General features: G+C 58.6%; 22 protein-coding genes. 7 read left to right on the top strand and 15 right to left on the bottom strand.

Annotation, left to right across the window (positions count from 1 at the left end; all coding sequences use genetic code 11):
• Window positions 1–82 precede the first annotated feature (82 nt).
• The 6 genes from fdh3B to RUM8411_RS05525 form a co-directional block, all read right to left on the bottom strand.
• Window positions 83–676: a formate dehydrogenase FDH3 subunit beta gene (gene fdh3B / locus RUM8411_RS05550; RefSeq protein ID WP_085821701.1), complete on the bottom strand. Its 594-nt coding sequence runs from the start codon at window positions 674–676 to the stop codon at window positions 83–85.
• Between the two features lie 12 nt (window positions 677–688).
• Window positions 689–3583, bottom strand: a complete 2895-nt coding sequence (locus RUM8411_RS05545) for a formate dehydrogenase subunit alpha (protein WP_085821700.1) — start codon at window positions 3581–3583, stop codon at window positions 689–691.
• Window positions 3584–3688: 105 nt separating this feature from the next.
• Window positions 3689–3877: a ubiquinol-cytochrome c reductase iron-sulfur subunit N-terminal domain-containing protein gene (locus tag RUM8411_RS05540; RefSeq protein ID WP_085821699.1), complete on the bottom strand. Its 189-nt coding sequence runs from the start codon at window positions 3875–3877 to the stop codon at window positions 3689–3691.
• Window positions 3878–3935: 58 nt separating this feature from the next.
• Complete coding sequence (locus tag RUM8411_RS05535) at window positions 3936–4547, bottom strand: TorD/DmsD family molecular chaperone (RefSeq protein WP_085821698.1); 612 nt, start codon at window positions 4545–4547, stop codon at window positions 3936–3938.
• A gap of 4 nt (window positions 4548–4551) precedes the next feature.
• Window positions 4552–5136, bottom strand: coding sequence for a DUF3306 domain-containing protein (locus RUM8411_RS05530; RefSeq protein ID WP_085821697.1), 585 nt, complete (start codon window positions 5134–5136; stop codon window positions 4552–4554).
• Entirely contained in the window at window positions 5133–5687 is a 555-nt protein-coding gene (locus RUM8411_RS05525) for a DUF3305 domain-containing protein (protein ID WP_085821696.1), read from the bottom strand. The genes RUM8411_RS05530 and RUM8411_RS05525 overlap by 4 nt, the downstream gene beginning before the upstream one ends.
• A 242-nt stretch (window positions 5688–5929) precedes the next feature.
• Here RUM8411_RS05525 and RUM8411_RS05520 point away from each other — a divergent pair, with 242 nt between their 5' ends.
• On the top strand, window positions 5930–7882 hold the full coding sequence (locus RUM8411_RS05520; RefSeq protein ID WP_085821695.1) for a 4Fe-4S binding protein: 1953 nt from the start codon (window positions 5930–5932) through the stop codon (window positions 7880–7882).
• Here RUM8411_RS05520 and RUM8411_RS05515 read toward each other — a convergent pair.
• Window positions 7876–8604, bottom strand: coding sequence for a c-type cytochrome (locus tag RUM8411_RS05515; protein ID WP_085821694.1), 729 nt, complete (start codon window positions 8602–8604; stop codon window positions 7876–7878). The genes RUM8411_RS05520 and RUM8411_RS05515 overlap by 7 nt on opposite strands.
• Before the next feature lie 132 nt (window positions 8605–8736).
• On the opposite strand from RUM8411_RS05515, the gene RUM8411_RS05510 reads away from it, so the two are divergent.
• Genes RUM8411_RS05510 through RUM8411_RS05500 form a run of 3 tightly spaced genes read left to right on the top strand, consistent with a single transcriptional unit; the run spans window position 8737 to window position 10969 of the window.
• Window positions 8737–9798: an Mrp/NBP35 family ATP-binding protein gene (locus RUM8411_RS05510; RefSeq protein WP_085821692.1), complete on the top strand. Its 1062-nt coding sequence runs from the start codon at window positions 8737–8739 to the stop codon at window positions 9796–9798.
• Window positions 9795–10487, top strand: a complete 693-nt coding sequence (locus RUM8411_RS05505; protein WP_085821691.1) for a biotin/lipoate--protein ligase family protein — start codon at window positions 9795–9797, stop codon at window positions 10485–10487. Before RUM8411_RS05510 ends, RUM8411_RS05505 begins: the two co-directional genes overlap by 4 nt.
• Before the next feature lie 2 nt (window positions 10488–10489).
• Window positions 10490–10969, top strand: a complete 480-nt coding sequence (locus RUM8411_RS05500; RefSeq protein WP_085822001.1) for a DUF6505 family protein — start codon at window positions 10490–10492, stop codon at window positions 10967–10969.
• A 3-nt stretch (window positions 10970–10972) separates the two neighbouring features.
• Here RUM8411_RS05500 and RUM8411_RS05495 read toward each other — a convergent pair whose 3' ends face one another.
• The 8 genes from RUM8411_RS05495 to acs form a co-directional block, all read right to left on the bottom strand.
• Window positions 10973–11473 carry a flavin reductase family protein gene (locus RUM8411_RS05495; RefSeq protein WP_085821690.1) on the bottom strand — a complete coding sequence of 167 codons (501 nt, stop codon included), beginning with the start codon at window positions 11471–11473 and terminating at the stop codon, window positions 10973–10975.
• 89 nt (window positions 11474–11562) lie between these two features.
• The gene (locus RUM8411_RS05490) at window positions 11563–12975 is read right to left on the bottom strand and encodes a 3'-5' exonuclease (RefSeq protein WP_085821689.1); all 1413 of its coding nucleotides are present in this window, start codon (window positions 12973–12975) and stop codon (window positions 11563–11565) included.
• Window position 12976: 1 nt separating this feature from the next.
• On the bottom strand, window positions 12977–13495 hold the full coding sequence (locus tag RUM8411_RS05485) for a hypothetical protein (RefSeq protein ID WP_085821687.1): 519 nt from the start codon (window positions 13493–13495) through the stop codon (window positions 12977–12979).
• Window positions 13496–13546: 51 nt separating this feature from the next.
• On the bottom strand, window positions 13547–15370 hold the full coding sequence (locus RUM8411_RS05480) for a DUF294 nucleotidyltransferase-like domain-containing protein (RefSeq protein ID WP_085821686.1): 1824 nt from the start codon (window positions 15368–15370) through the stop codon (window positions 13547–13549).
• 108 nt (window positions 15371–15478) lie between these two features.
• Window positions 15479–17263 (bottom strand): sodium:solute symporter family protein, encoded by a 1785-nt coding sequence (locus RUM8411_RS05475; RefSeq protein ID WP_085821685.1) that lies wholly within the window; start codon window positions 17261–17263, stop codon window positions 15479–15481.
• A 15-nt stretch (window positions 17264–17278) separates the two neighbouring features.
• Complete coding sequence (locus RUM8411_RS05470) at window positions 17279–17563, bottom strand: DUF4212 domain-containing protein (RefSeq protein ID WP_085821683.1); 285 nt, start codon at window positions 17561–17563, stop codon at window positions 17279–17281.
• A gap of 182 nt (window positions 17564–17745) precedes the next feature.
• Window positions 17746–18429 carry an adenylate kinase gene (locus RUM8411_RS05465; protein ID WP_085821682.1) on the bottom strand — a complete coding sequence of 228 codons (684 nt, stop codon included), beginning with the start codon at window positions 18427–18429 and terminating at the stop codon, window positions 17746–17748.
• Window positions 18430–18436: 7 nt separating this feature from the next.
• A complete protein-coding gene (gene acs / locus RUM8411_RS05460; protein ID WP_085821680.1) occupies window positions 18437–20401 on the bottom strand; it encodes an acetate--CoA ligase in 1965 nt (654 codons plus the stop codon).
• Between the two features lie 426 nt (window positions 20402–20827).
• Between acs and dctP the strand changes: the two genes are divergently transcribed.
• From dctP to RUM8411_RS05445, 3 genes are all read left to right on the top strand, one after another.
• Window positions 20828–21844, top strand: coding sequence for a TRAP transporter substrate-binding protein DctP (gene dctP / locus RUM8411_RS05455; RefSeq protein WP_085821679.1), 1017 nt, complete (start codon window positions 20828–20830; stop codon window positions 21842–21844).
• A 64-nt stretch (window positions 21845–21908) separates the two neighbouring features.
• Window positions 21909–22538 carry a TRAP transporter small permease subunit gene (locus RUM8411_RS05450; RefSeq protein WP_085821677.1) on the top strand — a complete coding sequence of 210 codons (630 nt, stop codon included), beginning with the start codon at window positions 21909–21911 and terminating at the stop codon, window positions 22536–22538.
• Window positions 22539–22541: 3 nt separating this feature from the next.
• Window positions 22542–23945, top strand: coding sequence for a TRAP transporter large permease (locus RUM8411_RS05445; RefSeq protein WP_085821675.1), 1404 nt, complete (start codon window positions 22542–22544; stop codon window positions 23943–23945).
• Window positions 23946–23966: the final 21 nt, after the last annotated feature.

Raw genomic sequence — 23966 nt, 5'->3', positions numbered from 1 at the left:
GGTCAGATTATGTGGTGGTGCTTTACATGCATCATGACAGCCCCGCACGCGAAATGCGGGACTGTTGATCTTGAAGGCCTGTTCAGCCGTCCTTCTGGTCGTAGGCCGTGCCCCAACCCCAGGCACCCGAACCAAATCCGCGCGCCACAACGCGTTCACGGTAGATGGCCGAGACCACGTCGCCGTCGCCAGCGAGCAGGGCCTTGGTGGAACACATCTCGGCGCAGATGGGCAGCTTGCCCTCGGCGATCCGGTTGCGACCATATTTGGCGAACTCTGCGGTCGAGTGGGTTTCCTCGGGGCCGCCGGCGCAGAAGGTACACTTGTCCATCTTACCACGTGACCCGAAGTTGCCCGCCTGCGGGTATTGCGGCGCGCCAAACGGGCACGCGTAAAAGCAATAGCCACAGCCAATGCACAGGTCCTTGGAATGCAGGACGACCCCTTCTTCGTTCTGATAGAAGCAGTCAACCGGGCACACCGCCATACAGGGCGCATCCGAGCAATGCATACAGGCAACCGATATCGAGCGTTCGCCCGGGTCGCCGTCATTGATCGTCACCACCCTGCGGCGGTTGATGCCCCAAGGCACCTCGTGCTCGTTCTTACACGCGGTTACGCAGGCGTTGCACTCGATGCAGCGTTCAGCGTCGCAGAGAAACTTTGCTCTAGCCATTTATCGTCCTCCTTACGCTGCCGAGATCTTGCAGAGAGTACATTTTGTCTCCTGCATCTGGGTCACTGAATCATAGCCATAGGTCTGGGCGGTGTTGGAACTTTCACCCAGCACATAGGGATCCGCTCCGGCGGGGTATTTGTGCCGCTGGTCTTCACCCTGGAAATGGCCGCCAAAGTGGAACGGCATAAAGGCCACGCCGGCACCAACCCTGTTGGTCAGCATCGCCATCACCTTGACCTTACCGCCCTCAGGACCTTCGACCCAGACCTGTGATCCGTCACGAATACCAAGGTTGTTGGCATCGCGCGGATTGATCTCGACGAACATGTCCTGCTGCAGCTCGGCCAGCCACGGGTTGGACCGTGTCTCATCACCGCCGCCTTCATATTCGACCAGACGACCAGACGTCAGGATTATTGGATAATCCTTTGAAAAGTCGTTCTTCTGGATCGAGGCGTACAAGGTCGGCAGACGATAGGCCTGGCGGTCCTCATAGGTCGGATAGTCCTCCACCAGATCGCGGCGTGGCGTATACAACGGCTCACGATGCAGCGGCACCGGATCCGGGAAGGTCCAGACAACCGTGCGGGCCTTGGCGTTCCCGAAGGGCGCACAGCCATGCGCTATCGCGACCCTCTGGATGCCGCCCGAAAGGTCGGTTTTCCAGTTGGTCTTGGGCCCCGCAACGGCGTCAATCGCGGCACGTTCTTCAGCCGTCAGATCGCCGTCCCAGCCGAGGTCCATCAGCATTTGCATCGTAAACTCAGGATACCCATCCTGAATCTCTGATCCAACACTATAGACCCCTTCGGCCAGCAGGTTGTCGCCATCGCGTTCCACGCCGAAACGGGCGCGGAAGGTCAGGCCGCCTTCGGCCACCGGTTTGGACATGTCATAGAGGTTTGGTGTCCCCGTATGACCCATCTCAGCCGTTCCCCAGCAGGGCCAGGGCAGGCCGTAGTATTCGCCGTCGTTTGGTCCACCAATGGCTTGCAGCGTGGTTCTGTCGAACGTGTGCTGGTTGGCCATATGGCTTTTCAGACGTTCCGGCGATTGACCTGTATAGCCGATAGTCCACAGACCGGAATTGAACTCACGCGTGATGCTTTCGACATTCGGGGTTTCGGCGTCTTCCATTTCGATATTGCGGAAGAACCGATCCGCCCAGCCGAACTTGTTGGCGAACTTGGCCATGATGACCTCGTCCGGCAGGCTTTCGAACAGCGGATCAACCACCTTGTCACGCCACTGCAGCGACCGGTTCGAGGCCGTGACCGAGCCGCGGGTTTCGAACTGAGTACAGGCCGGCAACAGATAAACGCCATCGGTGCGGTCATGCAGAACGGCTGAAACAGTGGGATACGGGTCGATCACGACCAGCATGTCCAGCTTTTCCATTGCCGTTTTCATTTCCGTCATACGCGTTTGCGAGTTTGGCGCGTGGCCCCATAGAACCATGGCGCGGACGTTGTTGTCCTGGTCCATGTTCGCCGGATCTTCCAATACACCGTCGATCCAACGGGACACCGGGATGCCGCGCTCGTTCTGCAGCGGTTTGTCCTTGCCTTCCTTGTCCTTGATCGAGGCGAACTGACCGGCCAGCCATTCGGGTTCTTCTCCCCAAACGCGCGCCCAGTGGCCCCAAGCCCCTTTCGACAGGCCGTAGTAGCCGGGCAGGGTGTGGGACAGAACACCAAGGTCCGTTGCGCCCTGAACATTGTCATGGCCACGGAAGATATTGGTGCCACCCCCCGAGGTGCCCATGTTGCCAAGCGCCAACTGTAGCACGCAATAGGCGCGGGTGTTGTTGTTGCCGTTGGTGTGCTGTGTGCCACCCATGCACCAGATCACCGTGCCAGGACGGTTGTTGGCCATGGTACGCGCGACCCGACGCAGTTGCGATCCGGGTGTTCCAGTGACGCGTTCGACCTCATCCGGGTTCCATTTGGCAACCTCTTCGCGGATCTGGTCCATACCCCAGACACGGGTGCGGATGAACTCTTTGTCCTCCCAGCCGTTGTCGAAGATGTGCCACAGAATGCCCCAGATCAAAGCAACGTCGGTGCCGGGGCGGAAGCGGACATATTCATCCGCATGGGCTGCGGTGCGCGTAAAGCGCGGGTCACACACGATCAGCGGGGCGTTGTTCTGCTCTTTCGCGCGCAGAACGTGCAGCAGTGACACGGGATGCGCCTCGGCCGGGTTGCCGCCGATGATGAAGATGGCCCGGGAATTGTGGATGTCATTGTACGAATTTGTCATGGCGCCGTAGCCCCATGTGTTCGCAACACCCGCAACGGTGGTCGAGTGGCAGATACGGGCCTGATGGTCCACGTTATTCGTGCCCCAGTAGGCGGCGAACTTGCGGAACAGATAAGCCTGTTCGTTGTTATGTTTCGCGGAACCCAACCAGTACACACTGTCCGGTCCGGATTCTTCGCGGATGTTCATCATGCCGTCGCCGATTTCGTTGATCGCCTCTTCCCAGCTGATGCGCTTCCACTCGCCGCCTTCCTTTTTCATCGGATACTTAAGGCGACGCTCGCCATGGGCGTGCTCGCGAACCGAGGCCCCCTTGGCGCAATGGGCACCTAGGTTGAACGGGCTGTCCCAGCCGGGCTCCTGCCCGACCCAGACGCCGTTCTGCACTTCGGCAACGACCGTACAGCCGACCGAACAGTGGGTGCATACGGATTTGACGTTCTCAACAGCCTGGTTGGCCGCTGTCTGGGCACTGGCTTGCGTCACGGTTCCACCCGTAGCGCTGATCGCGGCCAATCCGCCGATCGTCAGGCCCGATCCACGCAGGAATGCGCGGCGATCGACGGTTTTCTCGCCGACCTGGGACAGGATACTTGTCCGCTGGGGGCGTCTCGCAACCCCGTTGGTCTTTTTCCTAAGCATTGTTTTCCTCCCTTGCTGGCCATGTGAGCCATGGCTGGCTTGGTACTTGTGGTGCCGACGTCGGGGCCAATCGCAACCGTCAGTCGGGTGTGAAAACGTCCGGTCCTAGAACCGGGTGCTTTCCAAATATGCGCGCGTGTGCGCGGTATCCTGAATGCGGGTGTCGTCCGTAGGCAGCTCGGCTGCTTCGGCTTGACCGCTCAGGCTGGCGGCGGCGACAGCAGCAGGTGCTGCGGTTCCGGCCAGTTTCAGGAAATCACGGCGCGTGGCACCATCTTCCTTTGTCTTACTCATGGGATTCTCCTTTCCCAATTGCGATCTAGCGCCGTTTGGGGCGCTGGCGAGTGGCGGGCTATACCGCCGTCATTCGGAACGCTTCGCGCTCGATCTCCATGAACACCCGACCGGCGGTGCCGATCGACGCGTAGAGAACCGAGTTTTCAGCGGCTTCCAAATCAGAATAGAAATGCGCGGCCCAGGGGCCGATATGTTTGTTCCAAAAGGCCTTCTGGTCTTCCAGCGGCGCGGGCGCACCAAACCGGCCCACGATCATGCCTGCCATCATCTCCATCAATGAGGCGATGTTATCTTCGGGTTCAAACACGTTTTGTGCACGGGTGATGCCGCGCACTGCCATGTCGTTGCGCAGCTGCGCCAAGGGTTTTTCGTTCAGGAAACCTGTCAGGTAAAAGCTGGCGTAGGGCAGCAACTCACCCCGGCCCAGACCGATGAACAGCGCGTTGAATTCGCGTTCCGCGGCGGCCGGTTTGGTGACCTTGGCCACCCGTGCCATCGCCCGAATGGCCTGACCCAGATCGGTTTCATCCCCGGACAGACCTGCCACCTGATTCAACAACATCTGATCCGGCGGGGCCGACAGTAGCAGCCCGATAAAGTTATAGAAATCCGCGCGCAGGCGATCCTCGGCCGGGACATCCATGTTTTGCGCGTTGCTTGCGGTCATAGGGTCATCCTTCGAATTCAAACTTCATGCGGCGCGGGGCAGGAGGCAAATAATCCTCTTCTGCATCCTCAGCCTGCGCTGTCACGACCGGTTCCGGTGCCGGTTCTTCGGCGATCTCGGGCGGTGCGTCAGCCTCGGGTTCTGGCGTTTCAGTTTCTACTTCGGGCGCAGCATCCTCGGCCTCGGCAGCAGCGGCCAGAGCTTCAACGTGGGCCAACATGCCCTTGCCGACCTGATAGGCCGTCTGGATGTTTTCGATCACACAGGAGGCGTCGGTGTAGTCTTCGCCGTAATCAACCAGCCCGTCCACATTGGCCAGCACCGGGTTCAACCGCCACAAGCGCCGCAGCGCTCGGCGCCGCAGACGGTCGGGTACGGCCTTCGCCATAAAGCCGGATACGTCATCACCGGATTGCAGGTGATCGGGGTCGGGCAGATCGAATTCCGCCAATATCTCAGCGTCGCTTTTTTCGTTCAATGCAGCATGTTGCGCTGCAATGGCCTGTTCCTCGGTTGCAAGGTCCTCAGCTTCGGTCTCGGCCTCAACGGCGGCCTTGCGACGGGACCAGAAATCGCGGGCTTCGCTCATTGCACGATCCTCCGCGGGGCGCGGTAAACGTCCGAGTCCTGACGGATGCGGGCGTCGCCCTTGCCATCCTCGACCAGGTCTGTCCGTTTCTTGTCGCGGCGACGCTTGACGAACACCTCGTCGCGATGATGCTCCAATGCAAAATCGCGTACCCAGGCAATCAACCCTTCGGTCATGGGTATTTTCTCGACGATCTCTTCGCCGGTATCCGCGTAATCCTGCCCTTCGAACGGCGAGGCTGTGACCAGCACTGCATCCATTGGTTGGCTGCCATCCAGCGCGTCCCGCAGAACAAGGTAGATTGAGGGTTGCCCGTCAGACAGGTTGACCATGTAGGCTTCGGATTCATCCGCCCAAAGGGTCAGGGGCAGGGTGGCCGCGTGATACTCGACAGCCTCGCCTTCACGGCGCATCTCCAACCAGGCAGCGGGCCCGGCACCCGGCAGCACAGCAACGGCGCGCCAGTTCCATTTCGCCCAGCGGGTTACACCGGGTGTTTTGCGCACGACGACGCCGATTGGCATTTCAATCTGGCTGGCGGCCTTGGCCACATATTCCTCCCCGGAAGGCTCTCCCCTGCCTTCCACGGGGTCCACTATGGTACACAATCCGGCCCTGTGCCAAGCCCCTCCTTTGATCGCATAGCCAGTGTTCACCGTTTCTTTATTTGCTGACCCCTCGCCAAAGGCCTTTTGTAGGCCGGTTTTACGAGGGCGGGACAGCGCAGGGATTGCCACTTTCTGCAGACACCCTAATCTGATGACTTGACGGGGGAGACGCCTGAGGGGAGGCCATGGGCACAAAAATCATATTATGCGACTGCGCTGGGACACAAAACCTGGACGCAGACCAAATCGCATCCGCCTGCGGGGTCGGATGTTCCAAGGTTCACACGGCGCTTTGCACCACAGAGCTAGAGAAAGCCGCATCTCTGATGCAGGATGGTGACACCGTGATCGCCTGTGGTCAGGAACAAGACGTATTTCGGGCACTGGCTGATGAGTTGAATATCGAAGCGCCGGGATTTGTTGATCTGCGCGATCGGGCCGGGTGGTCGGAGCAGGGCAACGACGCGACGCCTAAGATCGCCGCGCTTGCAGCCGAAGCGGTGTTGCCTCAGCCCGTCACGCCCAGCGTCGACATTATCAGTGAGGGTACCTGTTTTATCATCGGCTCTGGCGATGTGTGTTTTGACCTGGCAGCGCAGTTGGCCCCTGTTTTGGCTGTGACGGTTCTGGTTACAGACATGGCTGAGACGGTTTCGCGTGCCTTTGATGTAGTGCGTGGAAGGGTGCGGTCGCTCAACGGTGCGCTGGGTGGGTTTTCCCTGCACCTGGATGCATTGCAGCAACTTGAACCGGGTGGCCGGGGCGCCTTTGGGTGGTCCGTCCCGCGGGATGGGGCGCAATCGTCTTGCGATATTATCCTCGACCTGACCGGAGGGACGCCGTTTGTTCAGGCCCCGGCCAAGCGCGAAGGTTACCTGCGGGCCGATCCTAAAGATGCCGTTGCCGTCGCGCGGCTGGCGTTCGAGGCGGGCCAGCTGGTCGGCACGTTCGAAAAACCGCTATATGTTCGGCTAGAGGCAACCCTGTGTGCCCACTCCCGGGCCGAGCAGGTCGCCTGTACCAATTGTCTGGATATCTGCCCGACCGGTGCAATCACTCCGGCGGGTGAACACGTGGCCATCGATCCGATGATCTGTGCAGGGTGCGGCGCATGTGCCGCCCTGTGCCCTTCGACCGCCATCACCTATGAGGATCCGCCGGTTGCGGCTGTGTTGTCGCGGATGCATATCCTGGCCCGCACGTTTCGGCGCGCAGGGGGCACGGCCCCTCGTTTGCTGGTCCATGATACCCATGGGGCCGAGATGATCCGGCTGGCCGCCCGGTTTGGGCGAGGCCTGCCCGCTGACGTTGTGCCACTTGAGTTGAACGTGATCTCAGGCTTTGGTCACGCTGAAATGCTGGCCGCTTTGGCGCACGGGTTTGCCCGCGTGGATGTCTTGCTGGCCCCCACAACCGAGCGCGATGCGCTGAACCGGGAACTCACTTTGGCCTTGTCGATTTCAGGGTTGGACAATGTCGGGCTGATTGATGTGGGCGATCCCGATGCGATGACGGGGATGCTTTACGCCCAACACGTGCCCGCCCCCTTGGCCGATCCGGTTCTGCCCTTGGGCAACCGCAGACAGATCGCACGACTGTCAGCGCAGGCCTTGAACCCAAAAGTCGAGGCACCTTTGACCCTGCCGGAAAACGCACCCTACGGGGCTGTTGCCGTTGATACCGACGCATGCACCTTGTGCCTGAGCTGTGTGTCGCTTTGCCCGTCGGGGGCTTTGGTTGATAACCCGGACAAGCCGCAGCTGAACTTCCAGCAAGACGCCTGTTTGCAGTGCGGATTGTGCAAGGGCATTTGCCCCGAGGATGCCATCACTCTGGTGCCGCAGTTCGATCTGAGCGACACGGCCCTGTCCCAACAGGTACTGAACGAGGAAGAGCCGTTTGCCTGCGTGGAATGCGGTGCGCTGTTCGGTGTGAAATCAACGGTCGAACGGATCATGGAGAAACTAGCGGGCACGCACCCGATGTTCGCGACTTCTGACAAGGCCCGAATGATCCAGATGTGCGACAATTGCCGTGTGAACGCGCAGTTTCAGCAAGAGGACAATCCGTTTCAGTCGAATCCGAAACCTAAGGTTGTTACGACCGAGGACTATTTTTCAAAAAGAAAGGATCATTGAAGCTGCAGCGGCTGGCCCAGATCAGCGGCGGTGAGGACCGAAACGAAGGCTAGAATTGCTTCCAACTCATCCAACGTTATCTCGACCGGGTGAATGGGCGAGGGGCGCTGCGGGTCAAATGGAGGCGTTAGACCTTCGATCTGTGTGAACGCAGGATGCGGGTTCAGCGCAAAGAACGCCTCGAACCTTTCGGACCAGTCCGGCATCCCGCGCAGCACTGCAAAAGAAGGCGTCGATCCCAACCCGTTCATTCGGTTCTTGGGTCCGATCACGTGGCACCTGCCGCAATGGGTCATCGAAAGTTCCTCACCCAACACTGCATTGCCATCGACCTTTGTTTCCTCTTGTCTTGCGGCAACCTCGAAACGGGCAGAGAACGGTACGCCTTGATCGGGGATAAAGCTTTCGACTGTGCGCTTGCCGATATCCGACAGCAACCAGTCTCGGAACCGTTCGTGTCTGGCGTCCGCTTCGATCCGCAGATGGTAAACGACACCATCGCGGGCAAAGACCGGATCCCCTGGCGGCGCGGTTTCCAGCACCAAAACGCCGCTATCATCGGCAATAACGCGTATCCCGGTCTTGAGAGAGAAGCGCGGAAGGATATGTTGCAACAGACCAGAGTCTGAAACTTCGGCCGGGGCGACAAGGCCCAGTGCCTCTTGCGACCAAGAGGGGGTGGCGGAGAGCGTCAGGCTCAGGCACAAAAGGACAACGCGCATGGCTTAACCTAACGGCCTGGCCCCAAATGCGTCAAATAAACAGAATAAGACGGAGACACATGCAATGAGCGGCGACCAAAGCCTGTTGATACGCGCGGTTCTGAAAAACGGGCCCATCAAAGGGAAAACCGCATGAGTGTTCGTGATGCGGTTCTGGCGAACCTGAAAAAGATCACCGACCCTGTGTCCGGTCAGGACATTGTAAGCGCCGGCGTGATCCGCGCGCTTAATGTCGAAGGTGACACCGTGCGCTTTGTGCTTGAGATCGACCCAAAACAGGCAGAACGGATGGAGCCGGTGCGCGCTGCCGCCGAACAGGCCGCCCAAATGGTGGACGGCGTTGCCAGCGTGTCGGCTATGATGACGGCGCATTCCGAAAAGGCCCCGCCGGACCTGAAACCCAAACCCAAGCCCTCGCAAACTGGACCGCAGGCGGTAGCGGGTGTGGACCGGATCATTGCCGTTGCGTCGGGCAAGGGCGGCGTGGGGAAATCTACGGTCTCGGCCAACCTGGCTTGTGCGTTGGCGGCCGAAGGGCGCCGCGTGGGTCTGCTGGATGCGGATGTTTATGGTCCGTCTCAGCCGCGGATGCTGGGTGTCTCGGGCCGTCCGGCCAGCCCGGATGGCAAGACGATCCTGCCGTTGCGCAATCATGGCGTGACCATGATGTCTATGGGTCTGATGACCAACGAAGGGCAGGCGGTTGTTTGGCGGGGTCCCATGTTGATGGGCGCGTTGCAACAGATGATGGGCCAGGTGCAGTGGGGCGCATTGGACGTGCTGATTGTTGACCTTCCGCCGGGCACAGGCGACGTGCAACTGACGCTGAGCCAAAAGTTCCAGGTGGACGGAGCTATCGTTGTGTCGACCCCGCAGGACGTTGCCCTGATTGATGCCCGCAAAGGGATCGACATGTTCAACCAGCTCAAGACGCCGATCCTGGGCATGATCGAGAATATGTCGACGCATATCTGTTCGAATTGCGGTCACGAAGAACATGTGTTCGGTCACGGTGGTGTCGCCACGGAAGCCAAGGAACTGGGCGTGCCGTTGATGGGTGAAATCCCTCTGCATCTGGACATCCGTGTGGCGGCGGATGGTGGTGCTCCGATCGTGGTCAGTAAACCCGAAAGCCCACAGGCCGAGGCTTTCCGCAAGATCGCACGGGACATGATCGCCAAAGGCAACGCATGAGCCTACCGGTTTTTCCGCCCTTGCTGACAGGCCATCCGGTTCAGGGCACAGAGGACCCGTTTGAACGTGCGCAGGCAATGGCGGCGCTGGGCTGCGATGCCGGTACGGTGGTTTACAACATTCAGGCCGACCGCCTGCGTGTTGCCATCGTTTTTGCGCCCGAGTTATCCCTGCAGGACGCAATGGCCATGCTGCCGCTATGTTCGGTGGGGTTCCAGAATGCCTTGGGCGCGCTGGCGCCACCCGAGGTTGCGGTGCATCTGGGCTGGGACGGGCTGATCTGTGTGAACGGTGCTAAATGCGGTTTGTTTCATGCGGCGGCTTCGACCGGAGACCCTGAACAGGAACCGGATTGGTTGGTGATTGGCTGGGAACTTGCACTACTGCAAACCGGTGACGCACCAGGGGAAACCCCTGATGTCACTGCGCTGTATGACGAAGGCTGTGCCGAAGTGTCGCCGGTGCAGCTGATAGAAAGCTGGTCGCGTCATATGCTGACATGGCTGAACCGTTGGCAAGAGGATGGCAATGCGCCGCTGCACGCGGAATGGATGGGGCTGCTACAAGGTGTTGGCGAACCCATTGAAGACACGGGTGTGTTTGTCGGAACGGATGAGCGGTTCGGGATGCTGATCCGTGACGGCGCTGACACACGACTGCGCCCGTTAACCGACGTGTTGGAGAACTGATGATGAAACTGGCCCGCGCAATTCACTTCGACGAAAGCGATATGAACGTGTTTCATTCCCCTGCGCGTACCGGTGAATGGTGCATTTCAGGGGGGTTCGAGTTCTCGAACTGGGGGCAGGGCGATCTGGAAGGCAGAGCGCGTCAGGCATTTGCCAATGGCTGGCTGGGGGTGGAAACCTTTGGCCGGGTGACCTTTGTGGCTGTTACCCAGATCGAAGAGGCTGAGGTTGAGTCAATCGCGCAAAGCCTGGCCCAGCACTTTGTGCAACTCTACGGCGCGCCCTCAGTTCAGGCGGCGTTGGGTGTAGCGCGCGCCGAAATCGAGCATATGAGCGAGCTGTGCGATGAACATGCCCCAAACACTCTTTTGACGGTTGCCCGAGAGTTATCCGAAACCGGCGTGCACGAGGCGTACCGGATCATCACACCGCAGGAAACGCAGCTAGATGCTCTGGCCGTTCACGGGACGCTTGACGAATAAACGTTACAGAAAGTCCGCGAACCCACCGAACTGACCGCGTTTGAAAATCAGACCCTTGCCGGTTCGGTACATCACCTTTTTCACCTCACCGACCAGAATCAAGTGATCTCCGGCTTCGTGTCTGGAATGCAAATGGCAGTCAAACCGGGCTAGGCAATCGGCAAGGTGCGGGCGACCATCGGGATCACTCAGCCATTCCGCATGCGAAAAATCCAACCCGTCGCGCGCAAACCGCAGCGCTTGGTCCTGTTGTTCCTGCGCCATTACATGGATTGCGTAGTGTGTGCAGGCGTGAAAAGCGTCGAACCTGTTGGAGTCGTTGGCCAGACACCACAGTACCAGCGGTGGATCCAGCGAAACAGACGAAAACGAGTTGACAGTGATGGCCCGCGGCCCCTGCGCGGTGTTGGTGGTGATAACCGTAACACCGGTTCCGAAACACCCCAGCGCTTCGCGGAAGGCGATGCTTTGATTGGGGGTGGGGGTAAAGGTCTTTTCGGTCATCGCGCGCTCATTTAGTGGTCGCGCATCAGGTGCCACGGCCTGTTGGAATTGTCCATGAAAAGCTGAATCCGGCCCGAACAAATCGAGGCTCAGTTCAGATCTTCCAATAGACGGCCATGCTTGCGGGTGGCTTCGATGACCTCGCCAAATGTGGTCATCCCACGTGCCTGAAGCATCGGCAGCATTTTAACCAACGCCTGGGCTGTGGCCACTGCATCGCCAAGGGCGGTGTGGCGCAGGTTCTCTGGGATGGTAATCTGCAACCTGTCGCACAAAGCATCCAACGTGTGCTGGTCGCTTGCTCCAAACAGAACGGCGGACAAAAGAACAGTGTCAAGAATAGGGTGATCCCAGTCCACATTCATACGCTTCGCATGGCGCCGCAAAAAGGCCATGTCGAAGGGGGCATTATGCGCCACGATCACCGCGTTGCGCGCGAATTGGTGAAAGACGCGCCCGGCCTCGCCAATGTCCGGCGCCCCTTCGACCATCCGGTCGTTGACCTTGTGTACCTTGGTCGAGGCTGCCGGAATCGGCATTCCGGGATCAACCAACATGTCCAGCTGTTCACCTTCGACGATACGACCGTTCACTACCCGCACCGCACCGATCTGCACGATCTCGTCCTTATGCGGCAACAGCCCTGTGGTTTCCGTATCAAACACAACAAAACACAGATCGGACAGGGCAAGGGTGTCAAACCTGTCCTCAGCATCGCTGTGCAACAGGTCGAAATCATAGACCAGAGGACGCGCCGCGTCGGGCGCGATATTGGCCGAGCTTTCATCGAACAGAAGCAGATACCCCGGCGCGTCACCCAGCGGTTTCATGCGGGCGCTATAGGTCTGGGCCCCGTCGATGCTGATCAATGTGCAGGTCACTTCGAGACCGGTTTTGGTCAGTTTCTTAAAAGCCTGTTCCAACGGCGCTGGCTGGAGGTATTCAAACAGCGAGGCGTTGAGGCGGGGATGGGCGATCTGTGCCAGTACTCCGGCGGCCTGTCCGTCATACAGAACGATTTTATGGGTTGGACTGGCCAGAACCATTGCCACGGGAATTTCGGTCAGAAGGGCGGTCAGCCTCTGTTTTTCGGCCGCCAGATGGGCGGTTTCGACGGCAACGGCTTCGGCCACATCCATGGTTTTGCCGGACAGTTGATCTGCCAGCCCCGCCGCTGCGGGCGCAAGGTCGCCCAGATAACGTGCGGCTTGCATATCGACATCTGTGCTGACACCTGCATGCGCGCGGGCCCGCAACTGCGCAGAGAGGCGTTCAATCGGTTTGGCGACATTATCATCAAACAGAAGCCAAACAGCGGCGATCAGGGCGACAAACCCAAATCCCATAAGGATTTCGGCAAAGACGAACGCGCTGGCCAAATCAGGATCGGCGGCACGCTGATAACTGATCCAAAGCGCGATTGAACTGACGGCCAGAGCGCCTGCAGCCAGCAGGCAGAAAAACAGAAAAATCCGCAGGCGCAGGCTTAAACGGCTCAGCATGTCACACCCCGCAGGTCGCCTCGATAACCGGATCATCGGCGTTGGCTTTGATCCAGTCGGCGTTTAACAGATGGCCGTCATCGCCAAACTCGGCCCCGTCCGCCAAATTGGCGCGGCTGTTATCGACACAGTTCACGGCCACCGGCATTTTAGACACCGGGGCCCAGCGGCCGAAGAAATACAGATCCACCAGACGCTGTTCGGGAACCTGTGTATTGGTGCGCACTGAGACGGTGTCGATGGCGGCGAAACGATCTACATACGGCACGGCGTAGGTCCATGGGCGATAGAAGGCACGGCTTTCAACCTCTTGTATGACTGTCAGGCCGTCGGGCAGGGTGCCGCGGGTTCGATCGTACCAGGAGTACTCGCTATTGATGGTCATGGCGATCATACCCAAACCTGCCGCGACCGGGGCGGCCCAACGCGGCAGGCGTCCGCCTGTCAGCTTGTTTACAACCATGACTACGCCTGCAAAAGCGATGCCTGCAAAGACGGTACCGATGAGTTCCAGAAACATTGTGTCTCTCCGAATTTCGGGCGCTTGGTCCCGTTCCGTGTGTTTTCAGTATTAGCCGAGCATACCCTTGCCATGACCAACAGCCGATTGCATCGTCTTTACGACAACAAAGGCGTTGCGAAGATGACTTCGCTCAAAGTCTGACAAGCACGATGGCGGCAGATAGTTGTCGGGTTTCTTACCGGACTTGACCAGCCTGACCTGATGTTCCAGCCGATTTTCGGCGATCAGGTCATACGCATCAAGCAAATCTCGCGCCCCTGAGGGACTGAGTACACCTGCAGCCTCGGCGGCCTTCAGGCGCGCGCGCGAGTTGGCCTCGGGCAATTGGCCCTGCAGGCTGTAGACGCGGGCCAGATCAACGACAGGCACGACGCCGTTATGCTTGAGGTCCAGTGTGTTTCTGTGCTCGCCCGACCGGATCGTCGCAAAGCCACGCAACAAGCCCAGCGGGGGTGTGTGTTTCAGCGAGTTCGAAATCATGTGCGCCACAAAGATCGAGTTCGCATTGGCGGCGGCCAGCGTGTCGGTCTGAAGGTTCGTGAACAGCTCGAATGTGCCGCCAATCGGGCGCAGATCAAACATGACCGAGGCCAGCATCTGCGCCTCTGGATTGGGTTTGGCGATCCAACCTTTGAAATAGGTGTGCCAGATGCGTACTGGCTGGCACCAACGCGGGTTAGTCGCCATCATGTCACCGGGGCAGTAAAAGTATCCGCAGGTATCCAGCCCATCGCAGACGAATTTCGCCAACGCGCCAAAGTAGGGCATGTCGTCCTTGGACACGCTGTCGTCCAGCATCAGGCAATTGTCTTGATCCGATACACCGGTTTGTTCTTGCCGGCCCTGCGATCCACAGGCCAACCATAGATACGGCACGGGCGGGGGGCCAAGTTTCTCTTCGGCCAGTGCAAGCAGACGCCGTGTGGCGGTATCGGCGATATCGGTGATCAGCCGGGTGACGATCTCATGTCGGTTCCCACTGGCCACAAGCTGTACCAGAAGCTGCGGAATTTCCGCCGTCACGTGCGCCATCTCCTGGGCTGATTGGGCGCGGGCAATGCGGCGGACAAGTTCGGCGGAATTGATGGCCTGATAATGGGTCAGGTCGGTCTGTGTCACGACGCCAACCAGCTTGCTGCCCTCACAGATGGGGACATGACCGATGCCACGCTCCATCATCACATGCAGTACGTCAGATCCAATGTCGGTCGGCGACAGGGTGATGGGGTCAGGGGTCATGATCTCGGCGATCAGCGTGGTCTCGGGCATACAATCCGCTACGTATTTCCCGGAAATGTCCCGCAGGGTCACGATGCCCACAAGTGCGTCATCTGAGGTCACGCATAGCGATGAGATATGGCGATCCCGCATCATTTGCGCTGCCTGTTGGACTGGTGTGCCAGGCGTGCATGTGGCGGGATCCTTGGCCATGAGGATGTCAATGGAACTGGTCGCCAAGCTTTGGGGGTCGGTCCGGACACCGCGTGTGCGATCAAAAAAGCTCGAGACAACTTCGTGCTCGCTGGCCAGGTCACGCACCAGGTCGGGTGCAAGCAGCATCAGAACCGAATGCTCCTGCGCCGAGGCGTTGGTGACCGCGCGGCCATCTTTGAAAAGGCCGCGCTCGCCAAAGGAATTGCGCAGCCCGAGATGAGACACGACTGCGCCGTTCTCGTCAGTGATTTCAACCTGTCCTTCGTAAATGATGAAGACGCCGGGCAGAGCATTGCCCAATTCGTATAGCGAGGCGTCTTGTTCGACCTCCAACACTTGGATCTGGCGGGCTGTGCTATCCAGCACATCCTGGGGCAGGGCGTCATAGGGGTGTACGGATTTTAGAAACCGGGTGATCTCATCATGGGACAGGGGCATGTGACAGTCCTGGGTTTCTGGTTAAGAATCCCGCCCGGTGGAGTGCCGGGCGGGAGTAGTCAGTCGAAAGACGCGGTCCTTGGACTGTGTCCAGGGTCCGCATCAGGCTCATTTGTTCTGAGCTGCGCCCGCGCCACGGGGAATACGCACGCTTTCGACCAATTCAACGATCTCCGGCGGAGTCTCTTTGGTCATGCCTGCAACGATGTAGGCGGTACCAAAGTTGATCATCGCACCGATGGCGCCGAACGAAGTCGACTTGATCGGACCCAAAAGCGGATCAGCATCGGTGAACGAGTTGGTGCCCGGAATGAACAGCCAGCCCTTATGCAGGAAGATGTAGACCAAAGTGACGGTCAGACCTGCCAGCATGCCAGCAACCGCGCCGGTGTTGTTGATGCGGGTCGAGAAGATCCCCATCATCAGCGCCGGGAAGATCGAGGCAGCCGCCAGACCAAACGCCAGAGCCACGGTTTGCGCCGCAAAGCCCGGTGGGTTCAGACCCAGGTAGGTTGCCACAACGATGGCCACGGCCATTGCGATCCGCGCCGCCAGCAATTCACCCTTTTCAGAGATCGACGGATTGATCGCACCTTTGACAAGGTCGTGGGACACAGCTGACGAAATCGCCAACAGAAGGCCCGCAGCGGTCGACAGAGCGGCCGCAAGACCACCGGCAGCGACCAGACCGATCACCCAACCCGGCAGGTTGGCAATCTCGGGGTTGGCCAGAACCAGGATGTCACGGTTGAACTTGGTCAACTCGTTACCAACCCAGCCTTTTTCCTCGGCGATAACGTTCATGGCATCGGACTTGTCGTTATAGTACTGGATTTTGCCGTCGCCGTTCTTGTCTTCCCAATCCAGCAGACCTGTTTTCTGCCACGTGGCCATCCAATCATAACGCGGATCGTTGTCGATATCTTCGACCGAAACCGCGCCACCTTCGATGCCGCCATTGGGCCACATCATATCACTGATGTTCAGACGAGCCATTGCGCCAACCGCAGGGGCGGTCAGGTACAGCAGTGCGATGAACACCAGCGCCCAACCGGCAGACCAGCGGGCATCAGCCACTTTCGGCACGGTGAAGAAACGCATGATGACGTGCGGCAGACCGGCCGTACCGATCATCAGCGACAGCGTGAACAGCACCATGTTCAGCGTGTCCGAGTGGTGGGCGGTGTATTCGTTAAAGCCCAGCTCGGTCACGATCGCATCCAGCTTGGTCAGCAGCGGTTCACCACTTGCGGTGTCGCCAAACAGACCCAGCGCCGGAACCGGCGTACCGGTCAGCTGCAACGAGATGAAGATCGCTGGGATAGTATAGGCGGTGATCAGCACACAGTACTGAGCGACCTGCGTATAGGTCACGCCTTTCATCCCACCAAACACCGCGTAGGCAAACACGACGCCGGCGCCAATCAACAGGCCAGATGTGTTGCTAACCTCAAGGAAGCGGCCAAAGGCCACGCCCACACCGGTCATCTGACCGATCACGTAAGTTACCGAGGCCACAATCAGACAGATCACTGCAACGATGCGTGCGGTTTGGCTGTAAAAGCGGTCGCCGATGAATTCCGACACGGTGTATTTGCCGAACTTGCGCAGGTAGGGCGCAAGCAGCAGCGCCAGCAGCACGTAGCCACCAGTCCACCCCATCAGGAAGGTCGAGTTGTCATAGCCGGTAAAGGCGATCAGGCCCGCCATCGAGATGAACGAGGCCGCTGACATCCAGTCAGCCGCTGTCGCCATACCGTTGGTGACCGGGTGAATGCCGCGACCCGCGGCGTAGAATTCAGATGTGGAACCCGCACGGGCCCAAATCGCGATGCCGATGTATAGCGCAAAAGACGCGCCGACAAACAGCAGGTTGATGGTAAACTGATCCATTGTCCCAGCGCTCCCTTATTCTTCTTCCACGCCGTATTCGGCGTCGAGCTTGTTCATGCGCCAGGCGTAGTTGAAGATCAGCACCAGAAAGACCAGGATTGATCCCTGTTGTGCAAACCAAAAGCCCAGATCGGTGCCACCGACGGCGATCCCCGACAGTAACGGACGCAGCAGAATGCCGAATCCAAACGACACCAGCGCCCAGATAACGAGGCTGATGTAGATTAAGCGCAGGTTGGCCTGCCAATAGCCCTTGTCGGACTCGGCAGTCTGCGCAGAGTTGGTAGATTGATCCGCCATTGCGGGTTCCTCCTTGCTTCCCTCTTGGGCGGCCCGCGCCCGACTCCTCCAGTGTCGCGGACCGCTTCCCGATTTAGCCAGACGCCATTGTCGGCATCAGGCAAGACTCCTCTGGTCCGCCAAGGCGGGTCCAACGAAGTATTCCTATTAAGGATCAAAGCCCTGTGGCTTTTCTCCTCCCCTTAATTCAGTGCGCCGCCGACGATCCCCTCCAGATCGATGGCGATGTCTTCGATCTTGCCCATGGCGTCGGTGCGTTTCAGCACATTCTGCGCATCGTAATAGGTAATCAGCGGTGCGGTTTGCGCGTGATACGCGATCAGCCGGGACGCCACGGTTTCTGCATTGTCATCGGCACGGCGATTGAATTCGGTGCTGCCGCAATTGTCACATGTGCCTTCGATCGCGGGTTTCTTGAACTGGTCGTGAAACCCTTCGCCACATCCAGCGCAAGTGTATCGGCCCGAGATGCGGATCACCATTTCTGCATCTTCAACTTCGAGGCTGACCGCAGCGCTGATCCTTTGCCCGTTCTCAGCCAGCAACGCGTCGAGCGCTTGCGCCTGCACAGTGGTGCGCGGGAAGCCATCCAGGATGACGCCCTTGGAGCAGTCACGCTCGGCCATGCGATCGCGCAGTATGGCGATGACAATTTCATCGCTGACCAGTTCCCCAGCCGCCATCACGGCTTTGGCGGCCTTGCCCGCGTCGGTGCCGGCAGCAACCGCGGCCCGCAGCAGATCACCAGTGCTCAGTTGCACCAGACCGAACTTGTCTTCCAGCATGCGCGCCTGTGTGCCCTTCCCAGCGCCCGGAGGGCCGAGAAGGATCAGAACAGCAGGTGTGGTGGTTATGGAAGCGTCCATCACGTCCTCACTTTCCCGCGCGGTTTTCGATCAGGTCTTCGACGACTGACGGATCCGCCAGCGTCGACGTGTCACCCAGGCTGCCAAAGTCATTCTCGGCAATCTTGCGCAGGATACGGCGCATGATCTTGCCCGAGCGGGTCTTGGGCAGGCCGGGGGCCCACTGGATCACGTCGGGCGAGGCAATCGGACCAATTTCGGTCCGCACCCAAACGCGCAGTTCCTTGAGCAGATCGTCGCTGGGTTCGCGGTCATTCATCAAAGTGACATAGCAGTAGATGCCTTGCCCTTTGATTTCATGGGGGTAACCGACAACCGCAGCCTCGGCTACCGCGGCGTGTGCGACCAACGCACTTTCCACCTCGGCGGTGCCCATGCGGTGACCTGAGACGTTGATCACGTCGTCGACACGACCGGTGATCCAGTAATCGCCGTCCTCGTCCCGGCGGCACCCGTCGCCGGTGAAGTAATAGCCTTTGTAATCCGAGAAATAGGTTTTCTCGAACCGCTCATGATCGCCCCAGACTGTGCGCATCTGACCGGGCCAGCTGTCCTTGATGCACAACACGCCTTCGACGCCGTTGCCGTTGATCTCGACGCCGGATTGCGGGTCCAGAACGACCGGTTCGATACCAAAGAACGGCTTCATGGCCGAGCCGGGCTTCATCGCGTGGGCGCCGGGCAGGGGGGTCATCAGATGACCACCGGTTTCGGTCTGCCACCAGGTGTCGACGATCGGGCAGCGTCCGCCACCAACAACGTCATTGTACCAGTTCCACGCTTCGGGGTTGATCGGCTCACCCACGGTGCCCAGTGTTCGCAGGTCACTCAGATCGCATTTCTCGACCCACTCATTGCCTTGGCCCATCAAGGCGCGCAAGGCGGTGGGGGCAGTATAGAACTGGTTGACCTTGTGCTTTTCGCAAACCTGCCAAAAGCGGGATGCATCCGGATAAGTTGGAACCCCTTCGAACATCAGCGTGGTCGCGCCATTGGCCAGCGGGCCATAGACGATATAGCTGTGCCCGGTGACCCAGCCGACATCAGCAGTACACCAATACACATCGCCGTCGTGGTAATCGAATGTGATCTCGTGGGTCATCGCGGCATACACCAGATAACCGCCGGTGGTATGTACCACACCTTTTGGCTGACCGGTCGAACCCGACGTATACAGAATGAACAAAGGGTCTTCGGCATTCATCTCGGCCGGCGCGCAGTAGTCACCCGCCTCCAAAGCCATTTCGTTATAGTCATAGTCGCGACCCGAGACCCAGGTTGTTTGCCCGCCGGTGCGTTTGACCACCAGACATTTCACCGAGTCCTTGGTGTGCAGCAGCGCAGCGTCCGCGTTTGACTTTAACGCGGTCTTACGACCGCCCCGTGGAGCTTCGTCGGCAGTAATAACCACCTTGGCATCACACCCATTCACCCGCGCTGCCAGAGCGTCCGGGGAAAAGCCCGCAAACACGATTGAGTGGATGGCACCAATGCGTGCGCAGGCCAGCATAGCGTAAGCGGCCTCGGGGATCATGGGCAGGTAGATGACCACACGGTCGCCCTTTCGTACGCCCATAGATTCCAAAATGTTGGCCATCCGGCACGTACGACGGTGCAATTCCGCATAGGTGATATGCTGGGCCGCATCGTTTGGATCGTCCGGTTCCCAGATAATGGCGGTCTGGTCGCCGCGCGCTTTCAGGTGACGATCCAGGCAGTTGGCCGAAACATTCAGCGTGCCGTCGGCGTACCAGTTTATCCCGACCGACCCAAAATTATAGCTGACGTCTTTGACTTGCGAATAGGGTTTGATCCAGTCGATCCGCTTACCCTGTTCGCCCCAGAAGGCGTCAGAGTCTTTGATCGATGCCTCATACATTTTGGTGTATTTGTCGGCATCTACATGAGCACGCGCAACAGTCTCTGCATTTGGTGGATAGACATTTGCACCTTGCTGGGCAGCGGTTGTCATACTGAGGCTCCTCCCTCTTGACTGAATTTCACTGGACCGACGTTTACCTAAATGTTGGGTGTCGTCGATCTTGTTTCTCCCCGAGACGAATAATACCGGGAACTGAAAACAATGAAATAAATTACAGAAATTCATGGATTAGTTTGTAAAGAAATTTTTCTACGCAACGTAAGTTTGTAAACATTATCGAAAAATGTAAAAATAAATGAACTTAAACAATTGTTTAGATGTAATGGAGATTTTGCACGGTTTACGCAAAAAGATGCCAGATCCTACGCGCACCAGACTCTCCTTTTAGTTGTTAGCGTATGACTGCGATCATAGAGCGTCCCGCTGAAACCCGTGCGGGGTTGGCAGTTTTCAATGTTGGCGCTAGCTTTGGGGCAAGCGCTCGGACATAGGGGCGCTCAATAGGGAGAAATCACGATGAAAAAGATGTTGAGCGGTGCTGCCGTCGCCGCTTTGGGTGTTGCGTTCGTCTCAGAGGCTGCGGCAACCGAATGGAATGCTTCGGTCTGGGGCAAGCGCCGTGCCTTTACCGAACATGTTGAAAAACTGTCTGAGCTGGTCAGCGAAAAAACCAATGGCGATTTCACGATCAATGTCAGTTATGGCGGCTTGTCCAAGCCGCGTGAGAACCTTGATGGTATTGAAATCGGTGCCTTTGAGATGGCTCAGTTCTGTGCCGGATATCACCGCGACAAGAACCGCGCGATCACGGTGCTGGAACTGCCGTTTCTGGGTGTGAATAACCTGGACGAGGAGGTTGCCGTCAGCCACGCGGTCTACGATCATCCGGCTGTCAAAGATGAAATGGCGCAGTGGAATGCACGCATCATCATGACCTCACCCATGCCGCAGTACAATCTGGTCGGCACAGGCGATCCGCGCGATGAACTGGCAGACTTTGACGGTATGCGCGTGCGCGCGACAGGTGGCTTGGGTCAGGCGTTTGAAGCTGTCGGCGGTGTTCCAACCTCGGTCCCCGCAACCGAAGCCTTCAACGCCATGGAATCCGGCGTAGTGGATACGGTAGCCTTTGCCCAGCATGCTCATTTGTCGTTTGGCACGATCAACGAGGCCGACTGGTGGACCGCCAACCTGAATCCAGGAACCGTGAACTGCCCGGTTGTGGTGAATATCGACGCCTACGAGGCGCTGCCCGCTGAACACCGCGAGGCGCTGAACAGCTCGATTGACGAGGCAATTGATCACTACCTTGCCAACTACGGCGGCCTGCTGGAACAGTGGGATGGCGTTCTGTCGGAAAAAGGCGTCGAGAAGGTTATGATCGACGAAGCCGTGCTGGAAGAATTCCGCACGACGGCGGCTGACCCGATCCGCGAAAAGTGGATTGCGGACATGTCTGCCCAGGGCATTCCTGCGCAGGATCTTTATGATCTGGTTCAGGTCACGCTCAAGCAAAAGCGTGGCGGCAACTGATCGCATAATCCGGGTGCCTGACCGGGCACCCGGACACCAATCATAATAACAGGGGACCACCGGAATGGCAGGACAGGCCACGGTGTTGGAGGATGGCAGCCGCCTCAGTCGGCTGGACCATCTTCTGCTGGGGGTAGAACGGTTTCTGGCACTGATCAGCGGGCTTGCCGTCTTCGGGCTGATGGTGCTTGCCGTCGTCTCGGTCAGCGGGCGCAACGCGATAAACGCGCCGCTGCCGGGTTATGTGGACTGGATCGAACAGGCGATGCCATTGATCGCCTTTCTGGGCGTATCCTTTGTGCAGCGCGACGGCGGGCATATCCGGATGGATATTGTGATTTCACGCCTGCGAGGCCGCGCGCTTTGGCTGTTCGAGCTGATTTCGGTGGTTTTGATCCTGGTACTGATGTTGGCGCTGGTCTGGGGCAGTTGGTCCCATTTCGACCGATCCTTCGATTTTGGCGCTCCGATGTGGAGCCGCGACAGCTCGATCGACATAGGCATCCCACTGTGGCCGGCCAAGCTGCTGGCGCCGGTGGCGTTTTCAGTGCTTTGCGCGCGACTGATACTGCAGATCTGGGGATATGGCCGCGCGTTTGTACTGGGGTTGGAGAACCCGGTGGCTGTACCGTTGATACAGGACACCGCGGCGCAGGCCGCTGCCGAGGCTGAGCAATTCGAAGGGCAGGACTAGCGCATGGACACGATTGAAATTGGCCTGTGGGTCACGGGTGTTCTGCTTGTTTTGGTCGTCACCGGAATGCGCGTGGCTTTTGCGGCCGGTCTTGCGGGGCTGATTGGGCTGGTCTGGATTTTCTGGGCCAAGTTTGGCTATGATCCCGACCGATTTGGCAAAGCGCTGACCGTCGCCGTCAAAACGGCGGGTCAGGTGCCTCATTCAAAAGTGGCGTCCCATACGCTCAGCCTGATCCCGACATTCATTCTAATCGGCTACCTTGCGTATTACGCAGGTTTGACCCGTGCGTTGTTTGAGGCCGCAAAACGCTGGGTCGCCTGGGTGCCGGGGGGGCTTGCTGTTTCAACGGTGTTTGCAACGGCCGGGTTTGCCGCCGTGTCAGGCGCGTCCGTGGCGACCTCAGCCGTGTTTGCCCGGATCGCGATCCCCGAGATGCTGAAGGTCGGATATAACAAGCAATTCGCAGCCGGGGTCGTTGCCGCAGGCGGTACGCTCGCCTCGCTGATCCCACCTTCGGCGATCCTGGTGATCTATGCGATTATTGTCGAGCAGGATGTCGGTAAACTCTTGCTGGCCGGTTTCATCCCCGGCGCTTTTTCAGCAATCGTCTATGGCGTTTTGATTGTGGGCATCGCGGTGATTTTCAAATCGGTTGGCCCACCGGTCAAAGGGTTCACGTGGAAGCAACGGTTCGCGTCCTTACCTGGTGCGTTCCCAATCGTGGCTGTGATCCTGATCATAATCTGCTTTGTCTACAATCCGTTTGGCGAAAAGGCCTGGGGCACGCCAACAGAGGGCGGGGCAATCGGTGCCTTTATTGTCTTTTGCTTTGCCCTGTTTCACGGCATGCGCTGGACCGAGTTGAAATCAGCCCTGCTGGAAACAGCCAAGCTGACCGCCATGATCTTCTCGATCATCTGGGGTGTGTTGATTTACGTCCGATTCCTGGGATTTGCCGACTTGCCGGGCGCGTTTTCCGACTGGATCACTTCGTTGGAAATGTCACCTATGCTGATCCTGATCTGCATCCTGCTGGCCTATGCTGTGCTTGGCATGTTCATGGACGCCATTGGGATGCTGTTGCTGACCCTGCCGGTTGTTTACCCGGCCGTTATGGCCCTGAACGGAGGCGAAGCCGTCAGCGCGGCCGACAGTGCCTTTGGAATGTCCGGCCCAATGTGCGCGATCTGGTTTGGTATTCTGGTGGTTAAAATGGCCGAGTTTTGTTTGATCACGCCTCCCATTGGTCTGAATTGCTTTGTCGTGGCTGGCGTGCGCCCGGACCTGAGCGTGCAGGACGTCTTCAAAGGCGTCACTCCGTTTTTCATCGCGGACGGGGTCACAATCGCTCTTTTGGTGGCCTTTCCAGGCATTGTGTTGTTCTTGCCGTCGCTCGCTGGCTGACAGGTCATAAAATGCGAGGCT

It is taken from the genome of Ruegeria meonggei (genome assembly GCF_900172215.1).
Taxonomy (GTDB): Bacteria; Pseudomonadota; Alphaproteobacteria; order Rhodobacterales; family Rhodobacteraceae; genus Ruegeria; species Ruegeria meonggei.
Note: the sequence above shows the minus strand (reverse complement) of the source record. Positions and strands in the feature narration are given on the sequence as shown.